13 protein-coding genes and 1 CRISPR repeat array are annotated in these 15,035 nt (G+C 66.7%); of the genes, 4 read left to right on the plus strand and 9 right to left on the minus strand.

The features are described 5' to 3' along the window. Positions 1-8 precede the first annotated feature (8 nt). On the plus strand, positions 9-341 hold the full coding sequence (gene cas2 / locus WB794_RS08610) for a CRISPR-associated endonuclease Cas2 (RefSeq protein WP_337335447.1): 333 nt from the start codon (positions 9-11) through the stop codon (positions 339-341). A gap of 64 nt (positions 342-405) precedes the next feature. Continuing rightward, positions 406-1,365: direct repeats of the CRISPR family, unit length 36 nt; unit sequence ATTGTAGCTTTCCGGGGTGAGAGAGGGAGCTACAAC. A gap of 190 nt (positions 1,366-1,555) precedes the next feature. On the opposite strand, the gene aceA is transcribed toward cas2, so the two are convergent. Next, on the minus strand, positions 1,556-2,896 hold the full coding sequence (gene aceA, locus WB794_RS08615) for an isocitrate lyase (protein ID WP_337335448.1): 1,341 nt from the start codon (positions 2,894-2,896) through the stop codon (positions 1,556-1,558). Positions 2,897-3,006: 110 nt separating this feature from the next. Continuing rightward, positions 3,007-4,596, minus strand: a complete 1,590-nt coding sequence (aceB, locus tag WB794_RS08620; protein WP_337335449.1) for a malate synthase A — start codon at positions 4,594-4,596, stop codon at positions 3,007-3,009. A 122-nt stretch (positions 4,597-4,718) separates the two neighbouring features. Between aceB and WB794_RS08625 the strand changes: the two genes are divergently transcribed. Continuing rightward, positions 4,719-5,678, plus strand: a complete 960-nt coding sequence (locus WB794_RS08625) for a LysR family transcriptional regulator (RefSeq protein WP_337335450.1) — start codon at positions 4,719-4,721, stop codon at positions 5,676-5,678. Between the two features lie 126 nt (positions 5,679-5,804). Here WB794_RS08625 and WB794_RS08630 read toward each other — a convergent pair whose 3' ends face one another. Further along, entirely contained in the window at positions 5,805-6,758 is a 954-nt protein-coding gene (locus WB794_RS08630) for an OmpA family protein (RefSeq protein WP_337335451.1), read from the minus strand. Further along, positions 6,755-7,132 carry a DUF4398 domain-containing protein gene (locus WB794_RS08635; RefSeq protein ID WP_337335452.1) on the minus strand — a complete coding sequence of 126 codons (378 nt, stop codon included), beginning with the start codon at positions 7,130-7,132 and terminating at the stop codon, positions 6,755-6,757. Before WB794_RS08635 ends, WB794_RS08630 begins: the two co-directional genes overlap by 4 nt. Before the next feature lie 134 nt (positions 7,133-7,266). Here WB794_RS08635 and WB794_RS08640 point away from each other — a divergent pair, with 134 nt between their 5' ends. Next, a complete protein-coding gene (locus WB794_RS08640) occupies positions 7,267-8,370 on the plus strand; it encodes a PilT/PilU family type 4a pilus ATPase (protein WP_337335453.1) in 1,104 nt (367 codons plus the stop codon). Positions 8,371-8,390: 20 nt separating this feature from the next. Here the strand turns inward: WB794_RS08640 and maiA are convergent, their stop codons facing one another. The 4 genes from maiA to hppD form a co-directional block, all read right to left on the minus strand. Further along, a complete protein-coding gene (gene maiA / locus WB794_RS08645) occupies positions 8,391-9,047 on the minus strand; it encodes a maleylacetoacetate isomerase (protein ID WP_337335454.1) in 657 nt (218 codons plus the stop codon). Between the two features lie 61 nt (positions 9,048-9,108). Then, positions 9,109-10,101, minus strand: a complete 993-nt coding sequence (locus WB794_RS08650; protein WP_337335455.1) for a fumarylacetoacetate hydrolase family protein — start codon at positions 10,099-10,101, stop codon at positions 9,109-9,111. 33 nt (positions 10,102-10,134) lie between these two features. Further along, the gene (gene hmgA, locus WB794_RS08655; RefSeq protein WP_337335456.1) at positions 10,135-11,430 is read right to left on the minus strand and encodes a homogentisate 1,2-dioxygenase; all 1,296 of its coding nucleotides are present in this window, start codon (positions 11,428-11,430) and stop codon (positions 10,135-10,137) included. 127 nt (positions 11,431-11,557) lie between these two features. Next, on the minus strand, positions 11,558-12,655 hold the full coding sequence (gene hppD, locus WB794_RS08660) for a 4-hydroxyphenylpyruvate dioxygenase (protein WP_337335457.1): 1,098 nt from the start codon (positions 12,653-12,655) through the stop codon (positions 11,558-11,560). 93 nt (positions 12,656-12,748) lie between these two features. On the opposite strand from hppD, the gene WB794_RS08665 reads away from it, so the two are divergent. Beyond that, positions 12,749-13,201, plus strand: a complete 453-nt coding sequence (locus WB794_RS08665) for a MarR family winged helix-turn-helix transcriptional regulator (protein WP_337335458.1) — start codon at positions 12,749-12,751, stop codon at positions 13,199-13,201. A gap of 154 nt (positions 13,202-13,355) precedes the next feature. Here WB794_RS08665 and WB794_RS08670 read toward each other — a convergent pair whose 3' ends face one another. Continuing rightward, a complete protein-coding gene (locus WB794_RS08670) occupies positions 13,356-14,873 on the minus strand; it encodes a peptide MFS transporter (RefSeq protein WP_337335459.1) in 1,518 nt (505 codons plus the stop codon). Positions 14,874-15,035 lie beyond the last annotated feature (162 nt).

The following is a 15,035-nucleotide window of genomic DNA, read 5'->3' on the forward strand; positions in this document are numbered from 1 at the left end:
GCGATTCGATGAGCCAGGACACCCGACGATTCATGCGCTTGATGGTTTTCTTCGATTTGCCCACGGTGACGAAGGCGGACAAGCGCGCCTACGTCGTGTTTCGACGCTTTTTGCTGCAAGATGGATACGACATGCTGCAGTGGTCGGTCTACGCCCGTATCGTCAATGGCATGGACGACATTACCAAGCACCAGAAGCGCCTGTCGGCCAACTTGCCCAGAAAGGGCTCGGTGCGCTGCATGAAGGTCAGCGAAAAGCAGTACGCAGGCATGGAGATCCTGGTCGGCACGCAGTCTGTCCAGGAGGAAAGCATCGGAAGCCGCCAGCTCTTGCTGTTCTGATGGCTCTTTTTTCAGCCACGAAACCCTCCCAAGCCCATGGAATTCATGGACTTGGGAGGCTTCAATTGTAGCTTTCCGGGGTGAGAGAGGGAGCTACAACCGTGGCGCGCTGCGCGGCGGCGGTTTCGCGATTGTAGCTTTCCGGGGTGAGAGAGGGAGCTACAACGTCAGCGCGCTAGGCCTTGCGCGCCGAGATATTGTAGCTTTCCGGGGTGAGAGAGGGAGCTACAACTAGCGCGTGGTCTTGGTGGCGAGGGTCTTTATTGTAGCTTTCCGGGGTGAGAGAGGGAGCTACAACTACCGGACTAGCGGCCCCCGGTACTGATGAATTGTAGCTTTCCGGGGTGAGAGAGGGAGCTACAACCCAGCTATCGCAGCCCCAGCGGTCTAGCGAATTGTAGCTTTCCGGGGTGAGAGAGGGAGCTACAACACGCGACGATGCAGCCTGTCTCGCGGATCGATTGTAGCTTTCCGGGGTGAGAGAGGGAGCTACAACCCGTGGTCAATGCGAGTGACAAAGCAGATGATTGTAGCTTTCCGGGGTGAGAGAGGGAGCTACAACTGGCCTTCTCATTGGCTTCGCCATGCACCTATTGTAGCTTTCCGGGGTGAGAGAGGGAGCTACAACGCACATCTGGTGGCGCTGGAGTGCGGCTGGATTGTAGCTTTCCGGGGTGAGAGAGGGAGCTACAACCAAGGCTACGGTCAGGACGATGCCCGTCAAATTGTAGCTTTCCGGGGTGAGAGAGGGAGCTACAACAAACCAACATCAGGCAATCGCGGTGGCAGGATTGTAGCTTTCCGGGGTGAGAGAGGGAGCTACAACTGGCCAGCCGATCTAGCAATGTCCAGCGCCATTGTAGCTTTCCGGGGTGAGAGAGGGAGCTACAACGAGCCGGGCAGGGCGGTGTGATGTCGCGCCATTGTAGCTTTCCGGGGTGAGAGAGGGAGCTACAACATGCGAGCCGCGGGCGGCCAAGATCGACCAATTGTAGCTTTCCGGGGTGAGAGAGGGAGCTACAACCACGGTGTCGTCACCGTATAGCGGCAGGGTAATGATTCGTGAGGCGGAGGTATAACGAAAACCTACGTTGCAAGGTGCAAAACTATGGGTGGGAGGCGGGGGATTTATTTATGGTCCTTCGAGGGTTCCCAACAAAGTACAGCGCCGGATTTCTCCGGCGCTGTTTTTCGAGGCGGATGACGCCGGGCGCTTACGCCACGGCGCGCTTCTTCTCCTCGTAGAACTGCGCTTCCTCGGTGGAGCCGGTGAGCGCGGTGACGCTGGAGGCGCCGCCCTGGATCACGGTGGTGACGTCGTCGAAGTAGCCAGCGCCGACTTCCTGCTGGTGGGACACGAAGGTGTAGCCCTTCTCGCGCGCGGCAAACTCGGGTTCCTGCACCTGCTCGACGTAGTGGCGCATGCCTTCGCCGCGGGCGTAGTCGTGCGCGAACTTGAAGCTGTTGAACCAGTTGATGTGGATGCCCGCCAGGGTGATGAACTGGAACTTGTAGCCCAGCGCGGAGAGCTCGTCCTGGAAGCGTGCGATGGTGGCGTCGTCGAGGTTCTTCTTCCAGTTGAAGCTGGGCGAGCAGTTGTAGGCGAGCAGCTTGCCGGGATTCTTCGCCAGCACGGCCTGGGCGAATTCGCGCGCGAAGCCGAGGTCGGGGGTGCCGGTTTCGCACCAGACCAGGTCCGCATACGGCGCATAGGCGACGCCGCGCGAGATGGACTGCTCCAGGCCGTTCTTGACGCGGTAGAAGCCCTCGGCGGTGCGCTCGCCGGTGAGGAAGGGCTGGTCGTTGGCGTCGTGGTCGGAGGTGATGAGATTGGCCGCTTCGGCGTCGGTGCGCGCCAGGATCAGGGTCGGTGCGCCGAGTACGTCGGCGGCGAGGCGCGCGGCGACGAGCTTCTGCACGGCTTCCGCGGTGGGCACCAGCACCTTGCCGCCCATGTGGCCGCACTTCTTCACCGCCGCGAGCTGGTCCTCGAAGTGCACGCCCGCCGCGCCGGCGACGATCATGTTTTTCATCAGCTCGTAGGCGTTGAGCACGCCGCCGAAGCCGGCTTCGGCGTCGGCCACGATGGGCAGGAAGAAGTCGATGGCGGCCTTCTCGTCGAGCTTGCCGTCGCAGATCGCCTTCCACTGGATCTCATCGGCGCGCTGGAAGGTGTTGTTGATGCGGCGGACCATGGTGGGCACCGAGTCGTAGGCGTAGAGCGACTGGTCCGGGTACATGGTTTCCGAAGTGTTGCCATCGGCCGCGACCTGCCAGCCGGAGAGGTAGACCGCTTCCAGCCCGGCCTTGGCCTGCTGCATCGCCTGCCCGGCGGAGATCGCGCCGAAGGCGTTGACATAGCCCTTCTTCGCGTCGCCGTTGACCCGCTTCCAGAGCTTTTCCGCGCCGCGTTTGGCAAGCGTGTGCTCGGGCTGCAGGCTGCCGCGCAGGCGCACCACGTCGGCCGCGGCGTAGGGGCGCGTGACCCGCGCCCAGCGCGCATCGGTGTTCCATTCCTTTTGCAGGGCGTCGATCTGTTGCTGGCGGGTGGTCATGGTGTTCTCCGGGATTGGGGATTGGCAAGAGCGACGGCGGTGCGGGTTTCGGGAAGGGGCTGGGGTGCAGGCTTGGCTTTCACGATTCACCAATCCCCAATCCCTACCCCTCAAATCCGCTCGTAAGCAGGCAAGGTAAGGAAGTCGGCGAGTTCGTCGGCACGGGTGAGTTCGGAAAGCAGCGCCATCGCCTCGGGGATCTTCGATTGCCCGGGCAGGCCGCTTTCGGGCAGGCGCTGGGGGACGCGCGCCAGGACGGCGTCGAACCAGGCGAAGTCGACTGCGGCACCGTCCTCGAAGACCTGGTCGCCCAGGTGCAGCCACTGCCACAGCTGCGCGCGGCTGATTTCGGCGGTGGCGGCGTCTTCCATCAGATGATTGATCGGCACGCAGCCCAGGCCGTCGAGCCAGGCGGCGAGGTAGCGCACGCAGACATCGACGTTGGCCTGGAAGCCCTCGCGGGTGATGCTGCCCCCGCAGGGCGCGATCAGCGCGTCGCGTGCGGCGCTGGCATCCTCACGCGCCACGGCGAGATTGTTGGGCCCGCGCATGTGCTGGTCGAACACGGCCTGCGCCACGGGAATCAGCGCCGGATGCGCGACCCAGGTGCCATCGTGGCCGTTGCGGGCCTCGCGCTCCTTGTCGGCGCGCACCCGCGCCAGCGCCTTCTCGTTGGCCTCCGGATCGCCGCTGATCGGAATCTGCGCGGCCATGCCGCCCATCGCAAAGGCACCGCGGCGGTGGCAGGTGCGGATCAGGAGCTGGGAATAGGCGCTCAGGAAACCCGAGCCCATGGTGACCTGCGAGCGATCCGGCAGCACCCGATCGGCGTGGCGGCGGAAGGTCTTGATGTAGGAAAAAATATAGTCCCAGCGGCCGCAGTTGAGCCCGACGATGCGCGCGCGCAGGGCGTGCAGGATTTCGTCCATCTCGAACACCGCCGGCAGCGTCTCGATCAGCACCGTGACCTTCATCGCGCCAATGGGCAGCCCGAGGCGCACTTCCAGGAAGGCCAGCACCTCGTCCCACAGCGCGGCCTCCTCCATCGCCTCCAGCTTGGGCAGGTAGAAGTACGGCCCGCGGTCGCGCGCGGCGAGCGCTGCGGCGTTGTGCAGGGCGAACAGCGCCAGATCGAAGAGGCCGCCCGAGACGCGATGACCATCCACCAGCGCGTGCTTTTCCGTGAGGTGCCAGCCGCGCGGGCGCACCATCAGCACCGTGGCCGCGTCCGGCTTGAGCGCATAGTGCCTGCCGTTCTCCGCGGTGAAGCTGATGGAGCCGGCCACCGCATCGCGCAGGTTCACCTGCCCCTCGACGAGGTTGGCCCAGGTCGGGCTGGTGGAATCCTCGAAGTCGGCCATGAACACCCGCGCGCCGGAGTTGAGCGCGTTGATGATCATCTTGCGGTCGACCGGCCCGGTGATTTCCACGCGGCGATCCTGCAGGGCGGCGGGTATCGGCGCCACGCGCCAGTCCGACTCGCGGATCGAGCGGGTATCGGCGCGGAAGTCGGGCAACCCGCCGGCATCCAGACGCGCCTGGCGCGCGCGGCGCGCCGCCAGCAGCGCCTGGCGCTGCGGCTCGAAGCGGCGGTGCAGATCGGCGATCAGCTCCCGCGCGGCCGGCGTCAGGATCGCCTCCTGGCCCGGCGCGGCCGGTGTCGGAAACTCGATATCGCGATGATTGGACGCATCGGCCATGGCGGCCTCCTGAGCGGCGGGACGGGTCAAAGGTAGGCAGCAAGCGTTGACTTTGCCAAGCTAAATGTTTCAATGCCTGGCATTAACATTCCCAATACGCGAATGGAGCATCTGCTCGAATCATGGCCAAGACCTCTCCGCGTTTCTACTACAAAGGCAGTCGGCTCAAGCAGTTGCGGGCTTTTTGCCACGCCGCGCGGCTGGGATCGGTCACCCGCGCGGCCGAAGCGCTGTTCCTCAGCCAACCGGCCGTGAGCCTGCAGCTGGGCGCGCTGGAGAGCGAACTGGGCGTGAAATTGTTCGATCGCCGGGGCCGACGCCTCAACCTCACCCACGAGGGCGAGGAGCTTTACGAGCTGGCGCGCCCGCTGATGGACGGGCTCGATTCGCTGGAAAGCGACTTCCGCGACCGTCTGCGCGGGCTCTCGGCCGGCGAGCTCAACATCGCCGCCGGCAGCTCGACCATCCTCTACTTCCTGCCGCCGTTCGTGGAGGCCTTCCGCGCCGCGTATCCCGAAGTGCAGCTCAAGCTGCACAACGTCACCGGCAAGGACGGCCTGGCGCTGATCCGCTCCGACGAGGTGGATCTGGCCGTGGGCTCGATGCTGGACGTGCCCACCGACCTCGACTACGCCCCGGTGCGCAGCTTCGACCCCATGCTGATCACCCCGCACGACCACCCGCTGGCCGCGCGCCACCCGCTCACCCTGGAAGATCTTTCACCCTACGGCCTGATCCTGCCGCCCAGCCGCCTGACCACCTACCGCCTCGTGGACCTGGTATTCCAGCAGCGCCGCGTACCCTACACCGTGGCGCTGGAAGTGGGCGGCTGGGAAATCATCAAGCAGTACGTCGCGATGGGCCTGGGCATTTCCATCGTCACCGGCATCTGCATCACCGACGCCGACCACGAGCGCCTGGCGGTGCGCAACCTGCGCGCCTACTTCCCGCCGCGCAGCTACGGCGTGGTGATCCGCAAGGGCAAATACCTCTCGCCCCAGGCGCGCGCCTTCGTCGATCTGGTGAAACCCTCGCTCTTCGGCCGCCGCGACGGATTCGATACCGGGCATTCGGAACGCTGAGGCACGCGAATACGCCTACGACGCCGCCGGCAACCGCAGCAGCCAGACCGACGCGCACGGCGTCACGGCGGCCCAGCCACGATGCCCTGAACCGGCTGACCGCGATGGCGCACCCGGACAGCGCCCTCAGCGCGCCTCCAGCACCACGATCTCCACGCGGCGGTTGCGGGCGCGGCCTTCGGCGCTGGCGTTGTCGGCGACCGGGCGGTCCTTGCCCAGGCCCACGGCGGTCAGGCGGGTGGCGTCCACGCCGTCCTGGACGAGGGCGTCGCGCACCGCTTCGGCGCGCTTTTGCGACAGCACCTGGTTGAGGTTGGCACCGCCCTGGCTGTCGGTATGGCCTTCGATGAGCACGTCCTTGTCGGGAAAGCGGCCGACGAACTCGACCACGCGCTGCAGGTTGGCGCGGGCTTCGGGCTTGAGGCGCGACTGGCCGCTGGCAAAGGCTTCGCCAGAGAGCGTCATGACCTGGCCGCGCGCCTCGCTGGTGGCGGTCATGGTCTGCAGCTGAAGCCGCAGGCTGTCGGCGGCGGCAAACGCGAGATCGGCCTCGCGGCGCGCCAGCGCGGCCTCCTGCGACTGGGCTTCGGCCAGGCGCTTGGCCTGTTCGGCCTCGGCGCTGGACAGCTCGCTCAGCGCGATGGCGCTGGCGGCCGCTTCCTGCGCGCGCTCGGCCTCTTCGGCGCGCGCCAGGCTCTGCAGGCGCAGTTTTTCGGCTTCCAGGCGCGCGGCCTCGGCGTCGCGGCGGCTGGCTTCCAGCAGGATCTGGTCGCGCTCGCGCTCGAGCTGGGCGATCTGCTGCTGCCAGGCTTCCGCTTCGGCTGCGGCGCGGGCGATGTCCAGGCGCCGCTCGGCCACCAGCAGCGCGTCCGACCGTTCGCGCCGGGAGGCGGTGGACAGCGCCTCGATGGCCTGCTGCGCGCGCAGGCGCTCGGCCGGTGCCAGGGTGCCCAGGGCGGGCTCCTCATCGAGCGAGCGAAGCTGCGCGCGCAGCCGTTCCATTTCCGGATCGACCTTCTGCGCCAGCGCCGGCGCGCACAGGCACAGCGCCAGGACCGCGCTCATCAGCAGGCGATTCATGGCGTGCCTCCCTGACCCAGCAGCTCGCGCCGCAGGCGCGCGTTCTCCTCGTTGCGTCGCCGCACTTCCTCGCGCCCGGTCGCGGCGCGCGAGCGGTACTGCGCGAGCTGGGCCTCCAGCAGGGCGTGTGAGGCCAGGCGGTCGGCATCGGCGTACTTGCGCCCGCCGAAGGCGGCCTCGGCGTCGCCCAGACGCTGCTGCGCGCGCGCCAGTTCCATCGGGGCGTAGTCCCGCGCGCCCAGCGCGCTGGCCTGTTCGATACCCGTCTGCGCGGCCTCCAGCGCCGTGCGCGGCGGCGGGGCGGCGGCGCAGCCTGCGAGAAGCAGTGCGCCAATCAGTGCGGCGAATCGAAGTCTGGCGGTGTGGGGTGTCATATCATGCAACCGTCAAGGGGGCATCGCACATCGGCCCGGATGCATGGCATTCTGGCGTCCCGTGGGCTCTGCCCGCAATCGCCAACCGTGCCGGCACCGCCCGACCTGCCGGAAAGACAGACCAAGGACCACGCATGGACATCGGCTATTTCCTCAAGCTCATGACCGAGAAGAACGCCTCGGACATGTTCCTGACGACCGGCGCGCCGGTGAACATCAAGGTGGAAGGCAGGCTTTATCCGCTCGGCAACACGGGCCTTCCCGCCGGCATGGTGAAGAAGATCGCCTACTCGCTGATGGACGAGGGCCAGGTGCCGCAGTTCGAGCGCGATCTGGAGCTGAACATGGCGATCGCGGTCAAGGACGCCGGGCGCTTCCGCGTCAACGTGTTCAAGCAGCGCGGCGAGGTCGGCATGGTGATCCGCGCGATCAAGAGCGAGATCCCGACGATCGAGCAGCTCAAGCTGCCGCAGGTGCTGCAGGACATCATCATGGAGCCGCGCGGCCTGGTCCTGGTGGTCGGCTCCACCGGCTCGGGCAAGTCCACCTCGCTCGCGGCGATGATCGACCACCGCAACACCAACACCACCGGCCACATCCTGACGGTGGAGGATCCGATCGAGTTCCTGCACCGCCACAAGAAGTCGATCGTCAACCAGCGCGAGGTCGGGCTGGACACCCACGGCTTCCACAATGCGCTCAAGAACGCGATGCGCGAGGCGCCGGACGTGATCCTGATCGGCGAAATCCTCGATCAGGTGACGATGGAGGCGGCCATCGCCTTCGCCGAGACCGGCCACCTGTGCCTGGCCACGCTGCACTCCAACAACGCCGACCAGACCCTGGAGCGCATCCTCAACTTCTTCCCCGAGGCCGCGCACAAGAACATCCTGATGAACCTCTCGCTCAACCTGAAGGCGGTCGTCAGCCAGCGCCTGGTGGTGGGCATGGATGGAAAGCGCATGCCGGCGGCGGAGATCCTGATCAATACGCCGCTGATCCGCGACATCATCCGTCGCGGCCAGATCCACGAGATCAAGGAAGCGATGGAGCGTTCGCTGCAGGAAGGCATGCAGACCTTCGACCAGGACCTCTTCGCCATGTACAAGGACGGACGGATCGAGCTGGAGGAGGCGCTGCGCAAGGCCGACTCGCGCGATGGGCTCGCCCTCAAGATCCGCCTGTCGGAAGGTGCCAGCGGCGAGCACGACCCCTACGCGGACGCGTTCAACGCCTGAGCGGCGGCGCGGCGGATGCCTCAGGGCGCGTCCGGCTGCGCCTCGGGTGCGGCGTCCTGAAATGCCCCCAGCGCCATGCAGTTGGCCTCGATGCGCAACAGCGTCGGCCAGGCCGTCAGGTCCATGCCGTAGCGGCGCGCGTTGTAGAGCTGCGGAACGAGGCAGCAGTCGGCCATGGTCGGGGCTTCGCCCTCGCAGAAGTCGCCGGTGGAGGGGTGATCGGCCACCTGCGCCTCCAGGCCCTCCAGACCGAGCGCCATCCAGTGCTGCATCCAGGCCAGGCGTTGCGCCTCGTTCGCGCCCAGCTCGCGCTCCAGATACCGGGTCACGCGCAGGTTGTTGAGCGGATGGATGTCGCAGGCCACCACCATGGCCAGCGCACGCACCCGCGCCCGGTCGCGCGATACCGCCGGCAGCAGCGGCGGGGCGGGATGCACTTCGTCGAGGTATTCGATGATGGCCATCGACTGCCGGATCAGGCGCGCGCCGTGGCGCAGCACCGGCACCTGCGCCTGCGGGCTGATCTCGTGGAACTGCGGTCGATGCTGCTCGCCGCCGTCGCGCGCCAGGTGCACCGGCACCTGCTCGTACTCCAGGCCCTTGAGGTTCAGCGCGATGCGCACGCGGTAGGCCGCGCTCGATCGCCAGTAGCCGTACAGCTCGAAACGCTCGACCATGATCCGGCCCTCCCGCGGTTTTCGCCCAGCGTACCGCGATCTCAGGCCGCGCGCGACGGGATCAGACGGCAATGCGCTGCTCGATGGCGCCGAAGATGCTGTGGCCCTCGCGGTCGAACATCTCGATCCGCACGGTGTCGCCGTCCTTCATGAAGGGCGTGATCGGTGCGCCGTGTTCGAGCGTTTCCACGGTGCGCTTCTCGGCAAAGCACGAGGCACCCAGCGAAGTGTCCTCGTTGGCGACCGTACCCGAGCCGACCAGGGTGCCGGCCGTCAGCGGGCGGGTGCGGGCGGCGTGGGCCACGAGCCGGGCAAAATTGAACTGCATGTCCACGCCGGCCTCGGGCGCGCCGAACCATGCGCCGTTGATGTGCGTGACCAGCGGCCGGTGCAGCGTGGAGTCGCGCCAGTCCGGGCCCAGCTCGTCGGGCGTGACGAACACCGGCGACAGCGCCGAGCGCGGCTTGGACTGCAGGAAGCCGAAGCCCTTGGCTAGCTCGGCCGGAATCAGGTTGCGCAGCGAAACGTCGTTGACCAGTCCGACCAGCACGATGTGGCCGGCCGCGGCTTCGGGCGTGACGCCCATCGGCACGTCGTCGGTGACGACAATGACCTCGGCCTCCAGGTCGATGCCCATGTCCTCGCTCGGCACCTTCACCGGATCGCGCGGACCGAGAAACCCGGCGCTGGTGGCCTGATACATCAGCGGATCGACGTAGAAGCTCTCCGGCACTTCCGCGCCGCGTGCGCGCCGCACGCGCGCCACGTGCGGCAGGTAGGCCGAACCATCGACGAATTCGTAGGCGCGCGGCAGCGGCGCGGCCAGCGCGGCAGGATCGAGTGCGAACACGTCCATGCCGTTGATCGTCGCCACGTTCGGCGCTTCGATCGCCTCGGCCACGGTCGCCAGCCGCGGTGCCGTGCGCGCCCAGTCGTCGAGTGCGGCCTGCAGCGTCGCCGCGATGTCGGGCACGGCCACGGCGCGCGACAGGTCGCGCGAGACCACGATCAGGGTGCCGTCGCGGCCGCCCTCACGAAGCGAAGCTAGTTTCATCGGCAAGACTCGTTCTGAAGCGGAAAGGGCGGATCAGCCGCCGCTGAAGTGCCGCGCCAGGCCCATCCACACGTCCGGATAGTCCGTCTGGCGGTGCGGTGCCTGCAGCGCCTGCGCCACCGGCCGGATCACCGCGCGGGTCTCGAACATGATGGCCATGGTATCGGTGACGTAGTCGGGCCGGGAGGTATCGGCGCGGCTGGCCTTCTCGAAGGTGGCCGCGTCCGGCCCGTGCCCGGTCATGCAGTTGTGCAGCGAGCAGCCGCCGGGCGCGAAGCCTTCCGCCTTGGCATCGTACACACCGTGCACCAGGCCCATGAATTCGCTGGCGATGTTGCGGTGGAACCAGGCCGGGCGGAAGGTGTCCTGCATGGCGAGGATGCGCGGCGGGAAGATCGCGAAGTCGAGATTGCTGGTGCCGGGCGTATCGCTGGGCGAGTACAGCACCAGGAAAATCGACGGGTCCGGATGATCGAAGCTGATCGAGCCGATCACGTTGAAACGGCGCAGGTCGTACTTGCAGGGCGCGTAGTTGCCGTGCCAGCCGACGACGTCCAGCGGCGAGTGGCTGATCGGCGCGCGCCACAGGTGGCCCTGGAACTTGGTCAGCAGCTCGAATTCGCCTTCCACGTCCTCGTAGGCCGCCACCGGATAGAGGAAATCGCGCGGATTGGCCAGGCCGTTGCTGCCGATGGGACCCAGGTCCGGCAGGCGCAGCAGCGCGCCGAAGTTCTCGCAGACATAGCCGCGCGCCTGCCCGTCCGGCAGCGCCACGCGGAACCGCACCCCGCGCGGCACCAGGGCGATCTCCTGCGGCTCGATTTCGACGATGCCCAGCTCGGTTTCAAGCCGCAGCCGGCCCAGCTGCGGCACGAAAAGCATTTCCGCATCGGCGTTGCAGAACCAGCGGCCCTGCATGTCGCGGTTGGCCGCATAAAGATGGATGCCGACGCCGGTGCCGGCCACCGGCCCGCCGTTGCCGGCCATGGTGTAGAGGCCTTCGATGAAGTCGGTGGGTGCCTGTGGCAGCGGCAGCGGGCTCCAGCGCAGCTTTTCCGGCGTCACCGGCCCGGTGCCGAAGTCGCTGTGGAACGCAGGCTGGGAGAACGGCTCGAACCTTCCGTGCACTGCCGCCGGGCGGATTCGGTACAGCCAGCTGCGCCGGTTCGCCGCGCGCGGCGCGGTGAAGGCGGTGCCGGTGAGCTGCTCGGCGTAGAGCCCGTGCGCCACGCGCTGGGGCGAGTTGCGCCCGACCGGCAGCGTGCCGGCCAGCGCCTCGGTGGCGAATTCGTTGCCGAAGCCGGTCATGTAGGTATTGGCGTGTGACATCTTCAACCTCTCCACGATCTTCAAACCCGCGCCCCGGCCCACCGGCTTGCATGCCGGCGGGCGCTCGCAGGCTCGCGGCTGCGCCGCTCGAAAGCCCTGTTTGCCCCAGCGGGAGAGGGGCTCATGTTTACAGCACGCCGCGCCGCATCTGGTCGCGCTCGATCGATTCGAACAGCGCCTGGAAGTTGCCCTCGCCGAAGCCCTCGTTGCCCTTGCGCTGGATGATCTCGAAGAAGATCGGACCGAGCGCGTTCTGGGTGAAGATCTGCAGCAGCAGGCGCTTTTTCGTCTCCGGATCGGCGTCGATGAGGATGCTGTTCCTGCGCAGCCGCGGCAGGTCTTCGCCGTGGCCGGGAATGCGCTCGTCGACGTAGTCGAAATAGGCGTCGGGCGTGTCGAGGAAGGCGATGCCGGCCGCCTTCATCTTCTCCACGGTTTCATAGATGTCGTCGGTGAAGCAGGCGATGTGCTGGATGCCTTCGCCCTTGTACTCGTTGAGGTACTCGTTGATCTGGCTCTTGGGATCGGAGGACTCGTTGAGCGGGATGCGCACCAGGCCGTCGGGCGCGGTCATGGCCTTGGACAGGAGGCCGGTCTTGGCGCCCTTGATGTCGAAATAGCGGATCTCGCGGAAGTTGAACAGGCGCTCGTAGTAGTCCGACCACTTCGCCATGTTCCCCTCGAAGAGGTTGTGGGTGAGGTGGTCGATGAAGGTCAGGCCGAAGCCCTTGGGCATGAGCTCCACGCCCGGCAGGTACTCGTAGTCCGGATCATGGATGGTGCCCTTGGCGTCGTAGCGGTCCACCAGGTAGAGCATGCAGCCGCCGATGCCCTTGATCACCGGCGCAGCCACGGCCTTGGACAACTCGTCCTTCGCGTCGAAGGCTTCGGCACCGTTCTTGAGCGCCTGCACCCGCACCCACTCGGCCAGCTTGCTGAAGCGGATCGCAAAACCGCAGGCCGAGGGGCCGTGCTGGGCGGCGAAACGCGCCGCGAAGGAGTCGGGATCCTCGTTGATCAGGAAGGTGCAGTCGCCCTGCCGATAGGTGTGGATCGGGCGGGACTTGTGCCGCGCAACCTGCACGAAGCCGAGCTTCCTGAAGTAGTCGTGCAAAAGCCCAGCCTGGCCGGCGGGCGCGGCATACTCGACGAACTCGAAGCCGTCGATGCCCATGGGGTTCTCGAAGGTGACCGGCTTCATGCCGGCGTCGGGTTGGGCGCTCATGGGATTCTCCTGGAGTGGACGAGGCCGCGATTGTCCGGCCAAGTATTCGCCTTTATAGTTTCAACTGAAACCATTTGCAATCGGCAACGCACCATGCCCCATCGCCCCGCACTCGACTTCGCCAACTTTCTTCCCTATCGCATGTCGGTGGCATCCAACACCATCAGCCAGGCGATCGCCGCCGACTACGAAGAACGCTTCGGGCTTTCGGTGACGCAGTGGCGGGTCATGGCGATCCTGGGCCGGCACGACGGTCTGGCCGCGCGTGACGTCGCCGAGCGCACCGCGATGGACAAGGTCGCGGTCAGCCGCGCGCTCTCCGCGCTGGTCGAGCGCGGCTTCGTCCTGCGCGCCACGGCGCGCGAAGACCGGCGCGCCTCGCGCCTGCGACTGAGCGCGGCCGGGCGCCGCGTGCACGACGAGATCGTGCCGCTGGCGATCGAGCACGAACGCCGCCTGCTGGCGCGCCTGAGCCGGGAGGAACAGCGCTGGCTGGTGCGCCTGCTCGATGTGCTCGCGCCCTCGCCCGAGCCGGCGGACGACTGACGCCAAGGCCGGTCCGCGGCCCGCGCGCCGATCGCGGCGCTCATCGTCGCGGGAATGCGCAGACGGAAACGGCGGCCAGAGCCGCCGTTTCCGAAGTCATCGATGGTCTGCCAGTGGCCATCCGTGGCCTGCACGGGATGAAGACATCCTGTCTTCACTTCACGCCGTGCATGAGCTTCTGGATCAGCGGCGCGATCAGGAAGAGGAACACGCCGGAGCCGAGCAGCACCCAGAAGCCGAAGGTGTAGCCGGACAGGGCCGATTCCACGCTCATGCCGCCTTCGCCGCTGACGTGGCTGGCGAAGATGCCCGAGAGGTTGTTGCCGATCGCGGTGGAAAGGAACCAGCCGCCCATGCCGAAGCCGACCAGGCGCACCGGCGCCAGCTTGGTCACCATCGACAGGCCGATCGGCGACAGGCACAGCTCGCCGATGGACTGGATCACGTAGACCATGAACAGCGTCCAGAACGGGATCTTCAGGGTCTGCGGATCGACCATGCTCGACAGCGCGATCATCAGCAGCAGGAAGGCCAGGCCGTTGAAGATGATCCCGAGGCCGAACTTGCGCGGAATCGACGGGTTGTGCCGCCCCAGCTTCACCCAGATCCACGCGACGACCGGGGCCAGGGTGATGATCGCCAGCGAGTTGACCGACTGGAACCAGCCGACCGGGAAGATCCAGCCGCCGAAGTCGCGGTTGACGATGTTCTGCGCGAGGAAGTTGAACGAGCTGCCGGCCTGTTCGAAGAAGATCCAGAACAGCACGTTGAAGGCGAAGATGATCAGCATCGCGATGGCCATGTCGCGCCGCACCGCGCCGTCGCGGAATCCTTCGCGCAGGATCAGCACGCACAGCGCCACGAACAGCGCGGTCAGGAGCCACTGCAGCTGGCTGGCGTCGATGGCGAGCAGGAAATAGATCACCGGGATCGTCGCCAGCGTGCCCAGCAGGGTGAACACCACCCGCTGGATGCCGCCGCTGCCTTCCGCCGGACGGCCGATGCCCGCCAGCTGCCTGCGGCCGAACCAGAACCACACCAGGCTGATCAGCATGCCGATGCCCGAGGCGATGAACACCACCTTGTACGCCGGCATGTCGGGCGAGCCGCCGAACATGCGCTCGGCCAGCCAGCCGGTCAGGATCGGCGCGATCAGGGCACCGGCGTTGATGCCCATGTAGAAAAGGGTGAAACCGGAATCGCGGCGCTCGTCGCCGGTGGCGTACAGTTTGCCGACCATGGTCGAGATGTTCGGCTTGAACAGGCCGTTGCCGGCGATGATCGTGGCCAGACCCAGCTTGAAGACCTGTTCGTTGGGCATGACGATCATGAACAGACCGGCGGCCATGATGATGGCACCCAGCAGGATCGAGCGCTGGTAGCCGATCACGCGATCGGCGACGTAGCCGCCGAACAGCGCGGCCGCATAGACCAGGGCCAGATACGCGCCGTAGAGCCGGCTTGCCGGCGCTTCACCCGCGCTGTCGCCGGCGTAGAACTGCGCCACGATGTACAGCGCCAGCGCCCAGCGCATGCCGTAGAACGCAAAGCGTTCCCAGAATTCGGTCATGAACAGCATCCACAGCGGGCGCGGATGGCCGAGCATTTGCGGGAATGCGGGCAGCGACGCCTGGGCGGAGTCGCCGGTCGCCGGGGTTGGGGTCGAGCTCATGGGCCGGGCTCCGGATCGATACGTGAACGGGACGCAACCAGCCGACGGCTGGCGCAATGAAGGCGCGAGGATGGCGGGTGGCGAGCACTCGCGTCAAACCGGCCTGGGGCGTGGTTCGGCGCGCGGCGGCGCTTGTGCAATGCAGCACCGACGCCGGCCGCG

The sequence above is a fragment of the Denitratimonas tolerans genome (assembly GCF_037203605.1).
GTDB classification, from domain to species: Bacteria; Pseudomonadota; Gammaproteobacteria; order Xanthomonadales; family Xanthomonadaceae; genus Denitratimonas; species Denitratimonas tolerans.